This window comes from Ruminococcus sp. NATIVEDY160 (genome assembly GCF_045819885.1).
GTDB lineage: Bacteria > Bacillota > Clostridia > Oscillospirales > Acutalibacteraceae > Ruminococcoides.
The window spans coordinates 1,878,534-1,896,962 of sequence record NZ_CP162391.1 but is presented as its reverse complement, the minus strand read 5'-3'; the positions used below and the strand labels follow the sequence as shown (position 1 = coordinate 1,896,962).

Annotated in this window: 20 protein-coding genes and 1 pseudogene; 16 read left to right on the top strand and 5 right to left on the bottom strand. The window is 40.2% G+C overall.

What is annotated here, in order from left to right; all coding sequences use genetic code 11:
* Positions 1 to 447 precede the first annotated feature (447 nt).
* The 8 genes from AB1I49_RS09370 to AB1I49_RS09335 all read left to right on the top strand — a co-directional run bounded on the left by AB1I49_RS09370 (position 448) and on the right by AB1I49_RS09335 (position 9,415).
* The gene (locus AB1I49_RS09370; RefSeq protein WP_407720816.1) at positions 448 to 1,152 is read left to right on the top strand and encodes a hypothetical protein; all 705 of its coding nucleotides are present in this window, start codon (positions 448 to 450) and stop codon (positions 1,150 to 1,152) included.
* On the top strand, positions 1,149 to 1,853 hold the full coding sequence (locus tag AB1I49_RS09365; protein WP_407720815.1) for a sortase: 705 nt from the start codon (positions 1,149 to 1,151) through the stop codon (positions 1,851 to 1,853). Before AB1I49_RS09370 ends, AB1I49_RS09365 begins: the two co-directional genes overlap by 4 nt.
* 807 nt (positions 1,854 to 2,660) lie before the next feature.
* Positions 2,661 to 4,532 (top strand): dockerin type I domain-containing protein, encoded by a 1,872-nt coding sequence (locus AB1I49_RS09360; protein WP_407720814.1) that lies wholly within the window; start codon positions 2,661 to 2,663, stop codon positions 4,530 to 4,532.
* Between the two features lie 271 nt (positions 4,533 to 4,803).
* Positions 4,804 to 5,196: a hypothetical protein gene (locus AB1I49_RS09355; RefSeq protein WP_407720813.1), complete on the top strand. Its 393-nt coding sequence runs from the start codon at positions 4,804 to 4,806 to the stop codon at positions 5,194 to 5,196.
* Positions 5,197 to 5,279: 83 nt separating this feature from the next.
* Positions 5,280 to 6,101 carry an HI_0787 family protein gene (locus AB1I49_RS09350; RefSeq protein WP_407720812.1) on the top strand — a complete coding sequence of 274 codons (822 nt, stop codon included), beginning with the start codon at positions 5,280 to 5,282 and terminating at the stop codon, positions 6,099 to 6,101.
* 108 nt (positions 6,102 to 6,209) lie between these two features.
* Entirely contained in the window at positions 6,210 to 6,719 is a 510-nt protein-coding gene (locus AB1I49_RS09345) for a hypothetical protein (protein ID WP_407720811.1), read from the top strand.
* Positions 6,712 to 6,981 carry an Ada metal-binding domain-containing protein gene (locus AB1I49_RS09340; RefSeq protein WP_407720810.1) on the top strand — a complete coding sequence of 90 codons (270 nt, stop codon included), beginning with the start codon at positions 6,712 to 6,714 and terminating at the stop codon, positions 6,979 to 6,981. The genes AB1I49_RS09345 and AB1I49_RS09340 overlap by 8 nt, the downstream gene beginning before the upstream one ends.
* 271 nt (positions 6,982 to 7,252) lie before the next feature.
* Positions 7,253 to 9,415, top strand: coding sequence for a glycosyltransferase (locus AB1I49_RS09335; protein ID WP_407720809.1), 2,163 nt, complete (start codon positions 7,253 to 7,255; stop codon positions 9,413 to 9,415).
* Between the two features lie 431 nt (positions 9,416 to 9,846).
* Here the strand turns inward: AB1I49_RS09335 and AB1I49_RS09330 are convergent, their stop codons facing one another.
* Complete coding sequence (locus tag AB1I49_RS09330; protein WP_407720808.1) at positions 9,847 to 10,773, bottom strand: IS3 family transposase; 927 nt, start codon at positions 10,771 to 10,773, stop codon at positions 9,847 to 9,849.
* 221 nt (positions 10,774 to 10,994) lie between these two features.
* Here AB1I49_RS09330 and AB1I49_RS09325 point away from each other — a divergent pair, with 221 nt between their 5' ends.
* From AB1I49_RS09325 to AB1I49_RS09295, 7 genes and pseudogenes are all read left to right on the top strand, one after another.
* Positions 10,995 to 11,891 (top strand): hypothetical protein, encoded by an 897-nt coding sequence (locus AB1I49_RS09325; RefSeq protein WP_407720807.1) that lies wholly within the window; start codon positions 10,995 to 10,997, stop codon positions 11,889 to 11,891.
* Positions 11,892 to 11,907: 16 nt separating this feature from the next.
* On the top strand, positions 11,908 to 12,252 hold the full coding sequence (locus AB1I49_RS09320) for an STAS-like domain-containing protein (protein ID WP_407720805.1): 345 nt from the start codon (positions 11,908 to 11,910) through the stop codon (positions 12,250 to 12,252).
* A 10-nt stretch (positions 12,253 to 12,262) separates the two neighbouring features.
* The gene (locus AB1I49_RS09315) at positions 12,263 to 12,844 is read left to right on the top strand and encodes a PIN domain-containing protein (RefSeq protein WP_407720804.1); all 582 of its coding nucleotides are present in this window, start codon (positions 12,263 to 12,265) and stop codon (positions 12,842 to 12,844) included.
* 324 nt (positions 12,845 to 13,168) lie between these two features.
* Positions 13,169 to 13,348, top strand: a complete 180-nt coding sequence (locus AB1I49_RS09310) for a hypothetical protein (RefSeq protein ID WP_407720803.1) — start codon at positions 13,169 to 13,171, stop codon at positions 13,346 to 13,348.
* A 2-nt stretch (positions 13,349 to 13,350) separates the two neighbouring features.
* The gene (locus tag AB1I49_RS09305; protein ID WP_407720802.1) at positions 13,351 to 13,701 is read left to right on the top strand and encodes a TnpV protein; all 351 of its coding nucleotides are present in this window, start codon (positions 13,351 to 13,353) and stop codon (positions 13,699 to 13,701) included.
* 132 nt (positions 13,702 to 13,833) lie between these two features.
* Entirely contained in the window at positions 13,834 to 14,610 is a 777-nt protein-coding gene (locus AB1I49_RS09300) for a DUF6602 domain-containing protein (RefSeq protein WP_407720801.1), read from the top strand.
* A 2-nt stretch (positions 14,611 to 14,612) separates the two neighbouring features.
* A pseudogene (locus AB1I49_RS09295) lies at positions 14,613 to 14,960 on the top strand (SMODS domain-containing nucleotidyltransferase); the annotation flags it as partial.
* Here the strand turns inward: AB1I49_RS09295 and AB1I49_RS09290 are convergent.
* The 4 genes from AB1I49_RS09290 to AB1I49_RS09275 form a co-directional block, all read right to left on the bottom strand.
* Entirely contained in the window at positions 14,913 to 15,140 is a 228-nt protein-coding gene (locus AB1I49_RS09290) for a ParB/Srx family N-terminal domain-containing protein (protein ID WP_407721671.1), read from the bottom strand. The pseudogene AB1I49_RS09295 and the gene AB1I49_RS09290 sit on opposite strands and share 48 nt — an antisense overlap.
* A 174-nt stretch (positions 15,141 to 15,314) precedes the next feature.
* Complete coding sequence (locus AB1I49_RS09285) at positions 15,315 to 16,712, bottom strand: ATP-binding protein (protein WP_407720800.1); 1,398 nt, start codon at positions 16,710 to 16,712, stop codon at positions 15,315 to 15,317.
* Between the two features lie 105 nt (positions 16,713 to 16,817).
* Positions 16,818 to 17,696: a hypothetical protein gene (locus tag AB1I49_RS09280; protein WP_407720799.1), complete on the bottom strand. Its 879-nt coding sequence runs from the start codon at positions 17,694 to 17,696 to the stop codon at positions 16,818 to 16,820.
* The gene (locus tag AB1I49_RS09275; RefSeq protein WP_407720798.1) at positions 17,693 to 18,139 is read right to left on the bottom strand and encodes a DUF6076 domain-containing protein; all 447 of its coding nucleotides are present in this window, start codon (positions 18,137 to 18,139) and stop codon (positions 17,693 to 17,695) included. The genes AB1I49_RS09280 and AB1I49_RS09275 overlap by 4 nt, the downstream gene beginning before the upstream one ends.
* Between AB1I49_RS09275 and AB1I49_RS09270 the strand changes: the two genes are divergently transcribed.
* Positions 18,074 to 18,385 carry a sortase domain-containing protein gene (locus tag AB1I49_RS09270; protein ID WP_407720797.1) on the top strand — a complete coding sequence of 104 codons (312 nt, stop codon included), beginning with the start codon at positions 18,074 to 18,076 and terminating at the stop codon, positions 18,383 to 18,385. The genes AB1I49_RS09275 and AB1I49_RS09270 overlap by 66 nt on opposite strands.
* Positions 18,386 to 18,429 lie beyond the last annotated feature (44 nt).

Below are 18,429 nucleotides of genomic sequence, written 5' to 3'. Positions count from 1 at the left end.
TATTGGATATAATAACATTACAGAGATGAATTTGGTTCATCTAAATCATCTTGATCACTGCCTTAGTCACTGGCTTTCTATATGAGTGAGCAAGTTGATTTTTACGAGGGTTCAATACCCCACAGCGGTTTTCAGAAAATTCATCTTTTTTACCTATCCTTGACATAAAGGATATGCAAAAAAGATATATCCCCGAAAAACCCCGATTCTATCGGGGTTTTTCACGTCTAAAGGGCGTGGATTTTTTTGTCACGAAATATGGATGTAAAACCACCGTTTTCCCATTCTGGCAGGAACTGAACTTCCGTAATACAACTGAATAACCCACACACATTACGCAGACAGATAAGTAAAATGTCTGCGTTTTTCTTTTTCAGAGCCAATCGTTTAGAAATAAGCGGTTGGCTCTTTTTTTATTTCTAAAAAAACTAAAGGAGATGATAATCAATGTATTTTACAGAAAACCGGTACGACCGCAGCATCGAATGGATGATGAAGGGTGTACCAAACTTTTATCCGAGAGGGTCGGGAATCGTAGTGACAGGGAAATTTGAGTACACAGCAAAGATGTGTGACTGCCGATTATGCGAACACTATGGCGGCAAACTGAGAGGCTGCAAGGTTCCACGATGCGTCTGCTTAGAGGAACGAATCGCCGTCGGCGTCGCCTCACTCAAAGAGGTCATGAAGGAAACGATGTCAGAAATCAAACACAGCGGCTTCAACCGCAGGCTGAGAAAATATATAAAGGAAAGCGAGGTCATCCCCATGACATTCTTGAACGAACAGCACAGACTGAGTTTTAACGCAGCACTCGACCGGATCGGACAGTATGACAGAAAGAACTTTGCGTTGGTCGCGGCGCTGTATTTGCTGACAGCAGATTTCCGACTATGGAATCAGGCACGGCGATATGTCGAGAACCACGGCATCAGCTTCGGCAAGCTGCGACCAAAGAACTGCTCCGAGTATTCCTATCCCCTCTACTGTGCGGCGAAGGATTTGTATCTCGGTACCAGGCACATCACCATTAACGATCTTGCCGACAATAAGCTGATCAACGCAAAGACCTTCGCGCTCATCTGTAACGCGATGGCAATCCGAAAATACGGGTTGGGAGCAATACAGTTCACAGACGAACCAAAAACATGAAACGAAAACTATTCACGGCGATTGCAGTATTTCTTTTGGCTGCAGGCTTGGTAATGCTGATCGTCCCGAGAATATCCAACCGTGTCGGTGATCAGATAGCCCATACCACCGTCGAGGATTTCAAGGCTTTGAAAAGCAAGTCGACTTATGATGAACCAACGGAAAAGAAAGAATCGTCCGAGGAGAGCACCCAAAGAGAGAACCCTGAAGCCGAAAGCCTTCGCGTTCGGCAGGTGGAAGAAAAAGGACTCAACCCTGAAAGCGGAAATAGCTCAGACAACGTCCCGAAGATTGATTTTGACCGCCTCTTTTCCGATAGTATAGCGTACAACGAGAATCTGAAAAAACACCAACACGAACTGCTTACAAATGAACAGTCCTACCAATCTCCCGCTTTGAATCTCAGCAGCTACGGAATAACAAACGGCGTTTACGGATATATTTCCGCTCCGTCAATAGGCATGGAGCTTCCCATCTATCTCGGCGGCAATGACTTCAATATGGCATCGGGCGCCGCGCACATGACCTGTACATCGCTGCCCGTAGGCGGCAATAGCACCAACTGTGTGCTGTCAGGACATTCGGGTTACATTGGCAGAATCTTCTTTGACTACATTCCAAATCTGAGCATCGGCGACGAGATCACCGTCGAGAACTATTGGAATACGCTGACCTATAACAGAAATCGGTCGAAAAGCTGACAGCTCATCGCCCTGCGTTATGCCGGATTTTTATGAACCGTTGTTATCTACGCGTTCGTACTTATTCCAGACAACGTCGGGAACCAATGATACCCCGAAAGTCTTTGATTTCTATTACACCAATATCTTCAGCATACCTTTGGAGATCCTCAAAACTACCGATGACGGCAGTGCGACGGTCAATTACTATTTCAGAATAGTGAACCGGGAGACCAATGAGCAATACACAGCCCGTGTTACAGACCGCGGAACCTATTGTACGGGATAGAAAAATTAAAAGGTACTATGACAACTTGTATCATTGTCATAGTACCGATGTGGCAAAAGACAATGAAAATGATACACGGTCGGTGAGTAGTCGGAAAAGGCAAAAACGAACACGGATTTTGAAAAGCGAACAAGGGATTTCAAAAGCGAACAACTCGGTTTTATTCGATTCAATTAGTTGTCCTCTGTTCCTGACGACTTTCTCTATTGGAAAACCTACATCATAACAAGAAGCTCCATCGCTTTTGTGGTGGAGCTTTTGTGCGCTTGGGTTATACTACGATTTAAAGTTGTATGTGCAAATCGCATAAATAACCGTCAGATATTTTGGATTGCGTGATAGATTACAATGTGATATAATTATTATAACATAGATTCCCTGGACCTAGCAATGAGCTATGAGGTTTTTGTGCGTAGCTCGTTTTTGGGTTGCGCATATTTTTTATTGTCGGTGAGGTGTATCGTAGCTGTTTTGTGCGGTTTGAGTCTACCGATAACCGTAACAGCTATTTCAATGAAAAGATTACGGAGGAAATTGTTATGACTGTATGTAAGCGAGTAATATCTGTAATGATGTGTGTTGCTGTGATCATAGGAACGATGATCTCAGCAAACCTTTCGGCAAAAGCCGAGAGTGGCTCTGAACTGATGCCAGGGACAATAAACGACTTGTCTTATGAAAAAATCGTCAATTCGTACCTTTCAGTATGTGAGGGTGGGTATATGCGTGTTTATGTAGATAAAACAGTATATATCGAATATTATGACGAGAAGTTGAATATCCTTTCGAAAAAGTCTATTGAGCCTGAACTGCCTATGTGGGGTGGCTTCTATGCCGCAAAAGAAGCTTATTATCTGGTCGAAGGGCAACGTAATTCGGACTGCAAGAACGGTACAGAAGTTGTTCGTATCATTAAATACGACAAAAACTGGAAAAGGGTCGGAAGCGGAAGTATCTATTCAGAAGCGGAAAGTTATAAGATCAGACGTCCCTTTGATGCAGGCTGTGTGAATATGACTGAGCAAAACGGTATTCTCTATGTGTTTACCAGCAGAGAGGGTTATATCGATGAGATGTACGGTCGGGGACACCAGGGCATGATGCTAATCTCTCTGAATGAAAAGACAATGGAAACAAAAATAGTGGAAGCTGATTTAAACCATTCCTTTACGCAATTCATCGACAGTGATGAAAAGTGGTTGTATTTATACGAGCTCAGCGAGGGCAGCCGTGCAACGAAATTATCCCGGTTGCAGCCTGAAACTGCCGGGAGTTATAAAAAAATTCCGGTGCTTCATTACGGGGGTCAGCGAACCAGCGGTTGGGCGATTCCGACATTTGCTTATGCGGACGATGTCGCTGTTTCGGATCATTCCGTGCTTGGTGTAGGCTACTCTATAGATCAGTCGATGTACGACGAAGCGGACAGATCGGATAATAACATCTATAACATCTATCTCACAGTAACACCAAAGGATAGCTTCACCGAAGCTGATACCAAACTCATCTGGCTAACCGATTACAAGGAAAAATTCAACGCTTTTTTCAATCTCAGTTTGGCAAAGGTCAACGATAATCGTTTCATGGTTATGTGGGAGGAAGTTGAACGCATCGAAGCGAGAGTAGAGAGAGTATCCTATGACCCGTCAAACCCTAACGATCCTTTCTCAGGAGGAAAGCTTCATTATCTGTTTGTCGATTCGAACGGTAATAAGGTATCCAAAGAGTTTACCGCCTCTGCGTCCGCGTCTCAGTGCAAGCCGATACTGAATGACTCAAAGATGATTTATTGCGCCTCTGTTGGCGGTGCCGTTGGCGGTGCCGTATGCTTCTATACCATCAACGCCGAAACCGGCGAACTGAACAAGAAGATCTTTCGCGTTGCCGGTGAACAGATAAGCTGGAAAATGGAAGGAAAAACTCTGACCTATTCCGGTAAAGGTGCCCTTACACTGAAGCCTTATGGATATCTAGGTGTTCAGAAAGTCGTGATCCGGGATGGCATTACCGAGATTGGCAGTGGTGTTTTTCTAAATACAAGACCGTATGATGTTGTCATCCCTCCCAGTGTGACAAAGATCGCCGACGATGCATTTGATGAATATGGTCCGTGGAGTAAGCGGCGCATACTCGGTTATAAGGGTACCTACGCTGAGACCTTTGCTAATAAGAAGGAGGACCTCACGTTTGTACCTGTTATTCTCGGTGATACCGACCTTGACGAAAAGGTCACGATCGTCGACGTGACATGCATACAGCGCCATCTTGCTGATCTTTCGACCGATTCGTTCGGCGAAATGGTTGCTGACACCGACGAGGACGGCAAGGTGACCATCAACGACGCCACCGCCATCCAGCGCCATCTGGCAAGTATGCCGACAAATCAGAATATTGGAAAGCCGATGGGTTGAACCAACTCATCGACCGTTTGAGCCACTCATCGACCGGGTGAACTACTCACCGACCGGTTGAGAAAAATCGAAAAATAAAGTGTTCGCTCTGCCTGCCGGAAAGCATAAAATACCGGTAAGCAGAGCGATTTTTCGTTCAAGTATTCATTTGAGAATTAGGCAAAAGCCTGAAAATGGTATAAAAAGTCAAAGGTCAACACCATCGAATTGTATCAATGGCATTGTCCTTTGGTGGTTGCGGGAGAAGGATTTGAACCATCGGCGTGCAGTTTTGAGACCATTTCTGCTCGTCGAAAACAGCATTGATATAATGGATTTTTCCGTGTATGAAGAACTGACTGTCAACGGACAAAAGTATCTGCTCGTCCACGCAGGGTTAGGAGATTATGATTCCGAAAAGGATATCGAGGATTATTCATTGCAAAATCTGGTTTGGGACAGAAATGATTATAATACCCGATACTTTGAAGATGTTACTGTTATCACCGGACATACTCCGACGCAGTTGATTAAGGGGAACCCAAAACCGGGCAGTGTCTACAGACATTTAAATAACATTGCGATCGACTGCGGCTGCCACATTCCGGGTGGGCGCCTCGCCGTAATATGCTTGGAAACCGGAGAGGAGTTTTATTCCTCAGTAAACTGTGATAATCTAGATTGACATTAATACAATTAACTATTGTGTTTGGAATGAGAGCGGTATATAATTTGTATGTAGGAAAATTCAACAAGGAGGACGTTGGCTTGAGTAAAAAGAAAGTTGTGTTGGATGATATAGTTAGTAAGCTGAGAAGGATAAATGAAAGTGATGGATATGTGACTAAGTTTTATCAATCTCCTACAGAATATAAAAAACTGAAGAAAGAAGGTGAGTCCGAACCATATGAACGCCCGTATGAGAAAAAACTGGTTGAACGGGGCTTGCCAACTGATAACAAGGTTTCAGAAGAAGTATTAAAGTATTATTTCCAAACTGACGAACGATTAAGGAAAAATGATGATCTTAATACCGTGCTCGTAAAAGTGACTCTTCTCAATGCTTTTTATCGAACGACTATTGATAATATTAACTTGGTTGCAGTAGCCAGATATATTTGCAGTCTCCATTTTGATGAACTAATCAACTCTCAAAAGGACGAAAAACCAAATTTTGATTTGGTAAAAAAATTCGCATATCATCAAATTGATGATCTCCCTGAAATTGGCGATAATTCATTCCTGCAATTTAGAATCAAAACAAGAAACGGCAATAAAGAACACGCGAATAATCTATACTCTTTCTCTACTAAGTATTGTGCATGGCATAAACCAGACGTATATCCGATCGTTGATAGTTACACAAAGGGAGTCTTATATCATTTAGTTAACGATAACATAGAAATCAAAGAATATATGAATTTGGAAAATGGAATAACAGATGAGCAGTTGAATGATTACTTTTCTTATTATGAAATATATGAGAAGTTCAGAAAATACTTAAGAACAAAAAATCAAATCAATGTTTCTATGAAAGATTTGGACATATTCTTATGGAGCTATGGAGAAGAGAATATGATTTACAGATAACATAGCTTGTTCCTAAACAGTGAAACAAGAATCTTTGTAGATATGCACCGTTTTTAACCCACCGGTAATGGTATTATGAGATAGTATCAAACGTGAGGAGGTTATCGTATGTCTGAAATAAGTGTTGAATTATATGACTCAGGTGAAAATATACTAAACATTCATGCAAACGGCATCGTTCAAAGCATTACTATTGATATGATCAAGAGCATTTGGAGGGGTGTTTCTGATGATGAGCTTGAATACATCGAGTATGTTGATGCGGAAGTATTTGACAACCTTGTAAGCTGTTGCATTACCGTAGCGAGTGGACAAGGTGGAATCGTATTTGTTTGGGATGTGACGAAAAAGCAGTTTGTTCACTATTCAAACGGCGAGTTTGCTGTGAAAGTTAAGGTTTACAATCAGCATATCTACATATTAAGAGAAATATCCTATTGGGGAGTAAAAGCTCATTTGAGATTGGATATTTGCCCTTTAGGAATAAAATCCATGGATGAGAGTGGTTTGGAAATACCGCTTGATGATGAGATGAAATTCAAATTAGCCGATAATGGCGACAACTATTTCATAGATTTATGTGACGGGTCCCCTATGGTGAGAATAAGTCATGAATAACGAAAAAAAGTATAAATTGATTGGTGCTGACGGGAAAGAATACTTTTCCGAACAAAAAGGTACGCTTGGCGGACACAGAAAACTAAAAATTTATGGCAGATTAGATTGTCCGTCAGCGCTTCGGCATATAGCTAAAGGACACTATGTTCATGAAAGAGTATTCTTTTCTGATGAAGCAACTGCTATCGCCGCAGGATACCGACCGTGCGCTGTTTGCATGAAAAAAGAATACCAAATCTGGAAACAAAAACAGGGTTATTAACGCTCCCATTCTTGAAATCAAATCTGAGGGCTTGTAACACGTTTTTACGCACTACAGCGAAAAAATTTCAAATAACCATAATGTTGACAAATAAGAGCTTTTCGTGTATAATATCCGCAATGGTCGTTTTTGTGCCGGTATAATTTATTTTCGCAAACAGCTGTCTTGCCGATATGCAAAACGCTCGCTTCTTCTGATTGTTGAGTCGTATCTCCATACTACACCGGATGGTAACAGCAAGGAGGCGGTCTGAATTTACACATTTATCTTGATGGTGAAAGATTATATAGACACACATAATCTTCACCTCTTTATGCTGTTCTTCGCTTTCATTTTCGTCAGATGGGGCGTTGTGTTTTTCCATGCTATACGTTATAAGCCTTACAGGTTCCCGAAGGAGAAACTTAACTTTTTCACATCTGTCGTTATTCCAATAGTTGATGAATCACCTGAGCTCTTTCGCAGAGTGCTGATCAATATAGCGCGTCAGCGGCCTTCCGAGATCCTAGTCGTCCTGAACGGACCGAAAAATCCAGGTATTCAAAAGCTTTGTCGTGATCTGAACGCGTACCTCCCGGATAAGATGACGCGCATTCAGTTTTACTATACTCCCGTTGCCGGGAAACGAAACGCGATCCGGGTCGCCATGGAGCATGTAGATCCGAGGTCCGATATAACGCTGCTTGTGGACAGCGATACCATCTGGACAAAAAACACATTGATCGAAATTCTTAAGCCGTTCGCCTGTGACGCTAAGGTCGGAGGCGTTACGACCCGCCAGAAAATACTGAAGCCCGAACGCAAGCTCGTTACCATGTTCGCAAGCGTGCTCGAAGAGATCCGAGCGGAAGGAACGATGAAGGCGATGAGCGTAAAAGGCAAGGTCGGATGCTTGCCGGGCCGAACGATCGCTTTCAGGACCGACCTCTTGAAAGACGTAATGTATGATTTTCTCCATGAAACATTCATGGGGATACACAAGGAAGTATCAGACGACAGGAGTCTGACGAATCTGACGCTTCAAAAAGGATATAAAACCGTCATGCAGGACACTTCCGTCGTTTATACGGACGCGCCGGTCAAATGGAAACAGTTTGTCAGGCAGCAGTTCAGATGGGCGGCGGGGTCTCAGTATAATAACCTGCGCATGACGTCGTGGATGCTCAAAAATTCAAAGCTGATGCTGTTCATTTATTGGACGGACATGCTTATGCCCATGCTGTTGTTAAGCGTCTATGCAAATATGATCATCTGCATGGTGCTCAACAAATTGGGTTATCATATAGAGACACTGACGTATACAGCCCCATGGTGGCTGATAATAATATTCATCTGGATCGGCTGTATCTTAAGCTTCGGTTCAAGAAATATAAAGGCTCTTAAGAGCTTGAAATGGTATTATATTTTGCTGATCCCGGTGTTTATTATCGTTCTGACCGTCATTATGGTTCCCGTCCGCTTGCTGGGTCTGATGCGCTGCTCCGATAATATCGGATGGGGGACAAGAAATCTGGGGAATGAAGATGATCAGCCGGAAAACACCGACACTGCCGCCTCGACAACGGAGAAAGCCGTGTCGGAAAAAGAGACCGAACCTGTCGATCAGACTTACAGGGCGATAGATACCGAGAAAAAGTACTGCGGCGTCTACTGTCAGGAGTTCGGAGAGATCACGCTGTTCGGCGACAGTGTCAATGTTATGGCATGGTTCGATCAATTTGACAGACCGAGCGAGAACAAGATCTCGTTATGTTTGGACTCGCACATGTACACGGCTTTCATATCGCTTCAGCCGACGAATTTGAACATGGCGTTGGTTTCGGACGGTTATTATGACGAGCTTATAATCGGATATCTCAAGCTTCTCTCTCTGGGCAACAGAGCAAATACGGAGCTTTTCGTCCGGTTTGCGCACGAAATGGAGATGAATCCTGCTTACGGACAAGGGTGGTACAGTTGGCAAACAAATGATTCGGCGATGTACGTCAATGCGTGGAGATACATAGTCGGACTCGGCAGGCAATACGCGCCCAATGTCAAATGGGTGTGGTCTCCCAACAGAGCGAACGAATATACGTTCGACTATTATCCGGGAGACGCGTATGTCGATTACGTCAGTCTGACGCTTAACAACACGCTCGACTCGCGCGGGAGCTTCAAGCAATTCTACGAAAACGAAGGAAAACGCGCTTACTTGGAGAGATATAACAAGCCCATCATTTTCGGAGAGGCCGCAGAGCACAGCGACAGCGGAAACGACGAGTTCCGCCGTCAGTACATAAAAGGGCTTTTTGAGTATTTAAGCTCGTACGACAGGTGCGCCGGAATTGTTTTTCTGAATGAGGATATAGACGCGGGAAGACAGTACATGTTTACTGACTGCCCGTCGATAGTGGATACTTTTATTTCATGTGCAAGGGGGTACATCAAATGAACAGGAAAATCACGAAGTATCAGATCATGACCAGAGCGGGAACGATCCTCGGTATTTTGGCGTGCATCGCTCTCGGATTTTGCATCGAAGTGTTCTTTTGATCTGAAAAAACGTAAAGAGCGGCGCCTGTCGGGCTGTGTCGGCTAAAGAGGCGTCCACGGCGCATTAGTCTGAACGCGGCGTAACGTCGCACAGCGTTGAAACAATCTCAAAAAGAAAGCGGTCGCAAAACGTCTGCTCGTTGACCTTAATGACATGATAAAACATACCTCATACCATTCATAAAGAACTATTCCAACATTTCAAAAACGCACACAGGCTCAATACTGAACCTGTGTGCGTTTTTCGTCAGAGTAGTTTTTTTCAGTGATGCCCAACTCAAAAAAATCTGTGTCGAGTCATACATGCTAATCTAATAACCAACCGTTGCATTAGGGGACATGCGGTCTGGAAAACGATTGAGTGACGCCAAATCCTTTTAGATAGGTCATAAACGACCTCGATTTGTAATTTGAGCCGTTGTCAGTATGAAATAACAGGGACTGATTTGGCTGTCTGGACTCGTAGGCTGACTTGAAGGTCGATTTTGTCAGCTGTGTGCTGTTGTTATATCCGATTTTATAGGCAATGACCTTGCGCGCATACAAATCGATAATCACACAAATGTAAAAGCTTTTTTCGTTATACCTGAAAAACGTGATATCGCTGACCCACACTTCGTTTGGTCTCGACACGTGGAATTGCCGATTCAGATAATTCTTGTGCTTTTTCTTTTCTTTGTCATAGTAATCCTTCGCGTCTTCACGAATGCTGATAAGACCCATGTCCGTCATCAGTTCACGTACCATTACTTCGCTCGTGTTAATACCGCGTTCTTTGAGAACGGCAGCTATTTTCTTTGCACCGTAGATCTGACGGCTTTCGTGATAGATAACTTCGATTTGTTTGCGAAGATCTTCCCGCCGTTTGGCGTACCATGTATTATCCCGCTTGTTGCGCTTGATGTGATTGTAAAAGGTACCCCTGGGAACCTTTAGTGCGTCGCAAAGTACGTGGACGTTGTAATCACTGTATAATTCCTCCAACATGGATAATCGAATCTGAACCGGAATCGATTCAACATCAAACGCCTTTTGCAAAACCTCAACCATTGCCTTTTGTTTTTCGACTGTTCGCTCAAGATTGTTGATTGTCATCTTATTGACCGGCAGTTTATTCGATTTTGGCTGTTCGGCTTTTATCCAGCCGTAGATAGTGCTTCGCGGAATATTCGTACGCATTAAGATGTTGACGACGGATTCTCCGCTTTTGTAACTGTTGATTATGTTTTGTTTTTCTTCTTCGCTGATTTTTTTCATTTGTTATCAGCCTCCTTTCAAGAGAATGATAGCACAGTATAGTTGTTTTTACCAAAAGCCATAAGATAGTTTACAAGCACTCTGGTTTTTCGGCACATTGCCTAAAAAAATATTAAAACTCAGTCATTAATCGGTAAACTAATTTGGAAATTGCATTGACGACATTCGATTTTCTTGCTATAATAGAAAATAGATATGTAGATATTGGGATTGATTAAACTATGCTAAAGTTTGATGAAGTATTTAAATTAAATAGTGAGTACAGAAGGAGCATTACCTCTTTGGGTAAATTTGCTAAAATCATTGCTTATCTAAAAGAAAATAATAATAAAAATGTACTAATAGATTTAACTAATTATAATTATATCAATCCAAGTTATGCAGTCATTATTGCTGCAATTCCGTATATAGCTGAAGAGACAGGCAATTCTTCGGTTATCCGTTATCTATCAAATGATAAAAACTGTAATAAGTTTTTAAATGATTCTGGAATTCTCAAACATTATTCTGAAGCCAGAAAGAGTAATATATTGGATATAAATAAATCCGCTAATTTTTTGATTGTTCGTAACATAGACGATTGCGAAGATGTAGCATTATCAATTATCGATAAGTTTCCGGTAAGATTAGAAAATGGAATTAAAAACGAGTTAATTTCTAAAATATACGAGGTTTTTTCTAATTCATTTACACATAGTAAAGTTAATAAGGTTTTTTGTTGTGGGTATTATAATCAACAGAAGTCTTTAATATTCTCAATATATGATATCGGAATAGGAATACCAGAAAGTGTAAATAATTATCTTAGGGACTGTAATATGGAACAATTAGGAGAAGCAGATGCATTAAAATGGGCCTGGCAGCAAGGTAATTCCTCGTTGAACGGAAAAATTGATTACCCAAGAGGTGCGGGCTTTCAAATTTTAGAGTCTTTTGCTAAAGAAAATCAAGGCGATATTCTTGTTGGAAGTAACGGTTCTTATTGTCAGGTTTCTCAGAAGAAAAAAGTATTTTCAAATTTAGAAAACCCGATTTTAGGTACTTTTTTCTCTATGCAGATTAGAAAAGATTTTCTTCATAGATATACAAATGATAATGATATAATAAAATGTATTTGACAAAAGGAGGATTGTAATGATAATTGTTATAAAAGATTTTGCCAAAAATGCCTTATCGGAAAAAGCTGGAACAATGCTTAGAGAGAAAATTTTACAAGCTTATACAACTAACCAAAGTGAAAACATTGTTTTGGACTTTAATGAAATTAATCTGTTTGCGACAATGTTTTTTAATGCAAGTATTGGCTATTTGATTCAAGAAAACAAAGATGAGATATTAGAAAAAATAAAAGTTGAAAATATATCACCGTTAGGAGAAAAAACGCTGTCTCACTCTATCGCTAACGCAAAGTTCATTAATGAAAAACATGATCGCGGCATGATTGAAAAAATAATTATTAATACTATAGGCGAGGCATAAGGAATTAGATATGGGAAGTATTTTTGATATTCATACCGTAAATGTTTGTGATTGCACTGATGAGGATTTTCTTTTGGATACAAATGCACTTCTTTGGGCCTTTTATCCAAATAGTCAATCGGGCAATTCATCTGCAGCCGATTACTCGAATTTTATTTCAGATATTATTTCAAGCAATAAACATATTTATATTCCAATGTTTAATGTATGCGAAGCTATCCACGTCATTGAGAGAATTCAATATAAAATTTACAAAGATACAAATGGTATATACAATTTAAAACTTAAGGATTTTCGTTCGATTCCTCAAGAGAGAAACAACTTGAAACAGATTCTAAATCTATTCTGGCAACAACTTTGCAATATCCCACAGATTATCTTTATTGATGAAACAATAGATTCGGAATTACCACAGAAATTTATTGATACATTTGAGCAACACTCATTAGATTTGTTTGATACGTTACTATATAAATTGAGTAATGAAAAAAAGTATGCAATTATTACTGATGATAAAGATTTTTCATCTGTAAGTATAGCGGGGAATATATATTCTTGTAATAGTAATTTCTTTTCTGCTACACCTACATAATATTTCCTTATGTTATCAGTGAATGTAGTACGTATTAAGTAAGATGTGTTTTGCACCGACATGGGTTCATTGCCCCACAGCACTTTCCCGAAAACCCATCTTTTTTGCCTATCCTTGACAAACAAGTATTGGATGAACACCTACTTTTTCAGCGGCGGTTTTGCCGTCAGATGTGTTCTCTGATACACAAAACAGAACGCCGTTTCAGTGTAAAAGCTGGAACGGCGTTTTTTCTGTTTATTAAGACTTTTTTAATCCGCACATTCGATTTATCGGTAATCTCCGTTTATAATGGAATCATCAAATCTAACGGAGGTAACCACAATGAGAAATCCAAAGTATCACATTTACTTAATGCCTGATGAACGGCGCACGGTCATCAACAGCCTGATTGATTTGAGGAATGACCTTCTTTCACGGGGCAAATACACCGACATCATTGACGAGCTGTTAATCAAGCTCACAAAAGCCAAAGTCAAGAATATCAAGATCAAGGAGGTCTAATAATGGAGATTACATACACACAACAGGGCGACTATTTGTTGCCGAATTTAACGTTGCCCGAACAGGATAACCGACCGATCGGCTTGTGGGGACAACAACACCTTCGCTATATCAAACACAGCCGTCCGATTCTCTACACCAACCTGCTCACTAAATGCAAGCTGAACAAATACCTTGCCGACATAGATGAACAGGCGCAGAAGATGTACGACGAGCTTGTGCAGGCTTTCGCAAAGGAAGAAGCTTGCACCGAACAGCTAAAAGCTATTGATCAAATGTTGTGGGTTCGCAAAATGAACAATATACGAAATCGTGTAACGGAAATAGTAAATTCTAAGTTGATTTTAATATGATTGATAACTTAAAGCAGGCAGAAGCAGCTTCTGTCTGCTTTATTACAAATGGTGTTGACCATTTTTATTATTAGGCGTATAATTGTTTTTGTCGATAAGATATGAGTGCGGTGATAACAAGGAGATGTTTGAATGCCTAGAATAGAATTATCTGAACTTTATTGTAATATTCAAAATGAAATGATAGCATCGTTGAATTTGTCGGCTTCAGCTGTTGTTCATCCAGGCACCAAGGGAGATGCAACAGAAAATGATTGGATTAGCTTTTTTAGAAGATATCTTCCAACTCGGTATAAAGTCGATAAAGGAATTGTAATTGATTCTGATGGAAATCAAAGTCAGCAAATTGATATTATTATATATGATAATCACTACTCATATTTTGTTTTTCATCGAGATGATACGTTATTAGTTCCTGCAGAGAGCGTTTATGCTGTTTTTGAAGTAAAACAAAATCTAAATAAAGATCATATTCAATATGCTGGTAATAAAGCTAGAAGTGTGAGGGAATTAAATAGAACGTCCGCTCCAATAAAGCACGCGGGCGGGCAGTATCCACCAAAAGAATTACACGAGATTATTTCTGGATTGTTAACGACAACTTGTGATTGGAAAGAGCCAATTCAAGCAAAAGTAGTCGAACATCTTAACGAGAGAAATCGTAATGAAAGACTGGATTTAGTTTGCTCTATAAATAATTGTACTTTTTCTGCGAATAATAATGTTTTTTTATCAGAATATGATAGTGAAGCAAACTACGAAATAATGTTTTGCGAATCTGATAAATCATTGGTTTATCTTTTATTAAGTCTACTCAAAAAACTCCAAGATATAGGAACAGTTCCTGCCATCAGTTTTTATGATTATGAAAAACCAATAGATGCAAAACGATATAAGTTTACGAGGTAATTATGGCAAAACAAAAAGATTTTGATAGCTTTATTTCTAATATCGAACCTAGCAAAACTACTGTAAGTTACATAAGTAGTGTGCAGAATAATCTTAGGGAATATCTTGAGAATCACTCTGAATATAAAGACATTCATAAGGACACTTTTTTGTCAGGTTCTTACGCAAAACATACTTCTATTAGGCCTAAAAAGGACGACAGCAAAAGAGATGTAGATATAATTGTTGTAACAAATTATTCTCAAGATGATAATTCTATAAATGTTCTAGAAGAACTGCAATCTGTTCTAAAAGAAAAGGATTTATATAAAACCGCTAAAGTGCAATCTCATTCTGTTGGAATTGAACTTGAAAATATTAGCCTTTCGGAAATCCTTATATATTTGCAGACGAGTATTCCCTTCTATAACAACATAAGTTCCATCTGCTTGTTTGTTTACAACAATAGGATGAATGATCCCGTTATTAGCTTCAATAGATTGACGCAAACTAGCGCATGAATCTGATGTCGTTCCAAGAAGTAACGCCATCAAATCGCTCGTTATATCATCTTCATCATGTGTTGCTAAATAATTAGCAATTCTCGGGTTGCTTTTATCAAGTTCAATTTTGTCAATAGATAGTTCTACATAATTACTCATTGTTTTGCCTTTCTGCGCTAAACCATAACAGCAAATAGTATTGTTTTATCATATTATCTTATTTTATCCGAGCTTTTTTATAATCTCAGAATGTGTTACGCAATAAATGTTACTTTGTTCTTTGGCTCTTTCCAAGCAACCTTTAGTAAAACCGTTTTTAGAGAATAAATAATAGTGTTTTTTACTATAAGAGAACAACTCACTGCGCTGAATTAGTGTTTCCAATACTCCTACATCGACTTTTTCGTTTGTCCACTTACATTCCGCAAAAAGAGCGGTGTTTTTATCTTCTTCACCCATAATGTCAATTTCTGCTTGACATTTACGTATGGGATCACTGCCCCACCAACGACCGAGCGAAGAGAAAAATACCGGAGAATTATCGGTAAGCAGCAGTTTCCACAAGTACTGTTTACATATTTCTTCAAATACCTTTCCCATATAAGTTGACAGCTGTGGTTCAATACGCTTGTAAACCAGATCTGTCGCACCTCTTGCTATCAAGGAGGTGTTTTCTGGAACAAATCTATACCAAAAACGGAACATATTATCCTCAATAGAATAGATTGATTTTTTTGAAGCCTTCTCTCCATAAGGAGTTTCCTTCTTTATAATTCCTAATGAAAGAAGATTCTTCAAATAGGTAGAGCATACATTCGTATCTTCTCCTACTTTGTTTGAAATCTCCGACATTCGAGATGCTCCGGTAGCTATCGCTGTAATAATAGCGGTATAAATTGCTGGCTCACGAACTTCTTGCTTTAATAGGTTAGTGGGTTCCTCGTATAGTGATGAACTAGGATTTAAATAGGTGTTTTTAATATTATCCTCTATACTTAGCTTGTCGTTTATCTGCAAAATGTATTGTGGTGTTCCACCGATTATTCCATAAGCAAGAGCTTTATCTGTTGCTGAGTATTTTTTGAAATAACAACAAGTTTCCTCAAAATCGAATGGAAGAAGCTTGATCTGAGCGGTTCTCCTCCCGTACAGAGGTGCTTTGTAGGAAAGGACATGATCTTCCATATAAGACATAGAAGATCCACAAAGGATCAGCATCATTTTAGAACTGTCTTTGTATTTATCGATGAGCAATTGGAGCGTTGACGCAAGACTTTTTGAAGCTCTTGCAATATACGGATACTCATCAATAGCCAAAATGATACGCTCTTTTTCTGAAAGCTTAAAAACTGTTTCTAAAGCGACTTGGAAGGATGCAAATGTCGTTTCAGCAGTAATACCGCTTGCGTACTCGATAATACTCTTGCTAAAGTTTTCCAAATTCTGTTTTGCGTTGCTTTCTACACCCATAAAATAAATCGCTGATTTTTGAGCAATAAAATGGTTAATTAGCTCAGTTTTTCCAACACGACGACGACCGTAGAGAACAACAAACTCAAATTTACCGGAGTCATATAGACTGTTTAGGGAATTTAATTCCCTCTCTCTACCAATAAACATGTAGAATCCTCCATATTAAGACTAATTGTATTGTAGCACATACAAATAATTTAGTCAAGTATGATTCGGCAATTCTTGTTTGACTATTTTGCGTTTTTGTTTGGATTAGAGATATTTCCTTATTTTAAATAATGCATTATCACAAACCCTCTTCGCAGTATCCGCATCACTAAACCCGTGATCGGTAGCGATGTCGGTATAAGGAAGCGGTTTGATCGGCTTTTCTTTCGGTTTGCCGTTTTCACCTAAATCATTCTTGTCAGCGTAGCGAGTGCTGAAACACTCCGGGCAAAAGCCGAGGTGTTGGGCGAGCATCATCTTTTCTGTATATTCTAAGCCGTCATAGGCTTCATACAGCTTGTCATATAGTTCCTGCTTGAAATAGATATTTTCGGGATTGAGCGAGGAATCCGGCAGAAGAAAGTCGGTCGTTCCTGTGTCGTCCTCATCATTACTCTGAACATCCGTATAGTTTTCGGTGAGAATACCACCCTCAATGATGGACTTTGTTTTCTCATAGCTTTCACCGATTTGCGTTGCGACCTGCGAAATTGTTTCCTCCGTAAATTCACCACCTGAATGATTGAAAATATCCATCACTTTACGAAGCCGGGCGTATTCAAATTCGCTCTGCACGGAATAGCCTGTCCGCATTGTGCGGATATAGTTATGCGCCTCACGCTCCATATACCTCTGAGCATACGGCAGAAAAGGAGCTATGGTAATATCGTATTTCATCAGAGCCTTACATAAGCCTGTTACAAGACTTTGCTTTATATCGGCAAAGTGCTCTTCCATTGAGTATTTATTCCTAAAGGACTTCGCCTTTTCATTTAGCGTCGGCTCGTAATTGTGTAGGAACCAATAGAAATATTTGTCGTCGCCGCTCTGTACATACTGACGAATATACTCCTGCAAATCCCATTCAGGCGGTGGCGGCGTAATGCGGTATATTTCAAATTCTTTTTTCTCAATATGGCTCACTTTTGCTTAATTCTCCTGTCCGTTTCTCTATACAAATTCTCACGCTTCATATCCATTTTGAATTGACCGTTAGCGTAGTTATCGTCATACTTCGCTTTTTGCCAATACTCTTTTGCAACCTTCAGCGCCATTACAGCAAACTCTGCTGTGATGGTGCTTCTTTTTTGTTCTACACGAATCGCAGAGCAGCGGCTTTTGTAAATCGGATTGATAGGATTGCCTTCGGAAAGCTCCTTTTCCTTCATCCTCGCCGCATATTTTCGGCAGGTGATTGATTTTCCTTTCAGCGTATAAGGCGCGGTTCCATTGCAATATACTTGCCGCCTTGCAGAAGTCATCAAAAAATATCGCTTGCAGATAGGACACCTTCTCGGATAATGACCGTAGTGCAAGCCCTCGAAGAAATCCGTCAGAACAAAGCTGTAGTAATTATCAAAATACATTCTTCTCGCTGTAACCATTGTTTTGCTCTTGACTACATTCCAAATCTGAGCATCGGCGACGAGATCACCGTCGAGAACTATTGGAATACGCTGACCTATAAGGTCATTGATAAACAAATCCATAAAAAGGATGAATCGGCAGACTGCTACATCACCGAGGGCAGGGATTTGCTCACGCTTATCACCTGCGTATCGAACGGACGCGGCGGTTTTGACCGGTTCTATTTGATTTCAGAAAGGAAATGAACATGAAACATTTTTACCGTACACGTGACAGACCCGGCAACTAC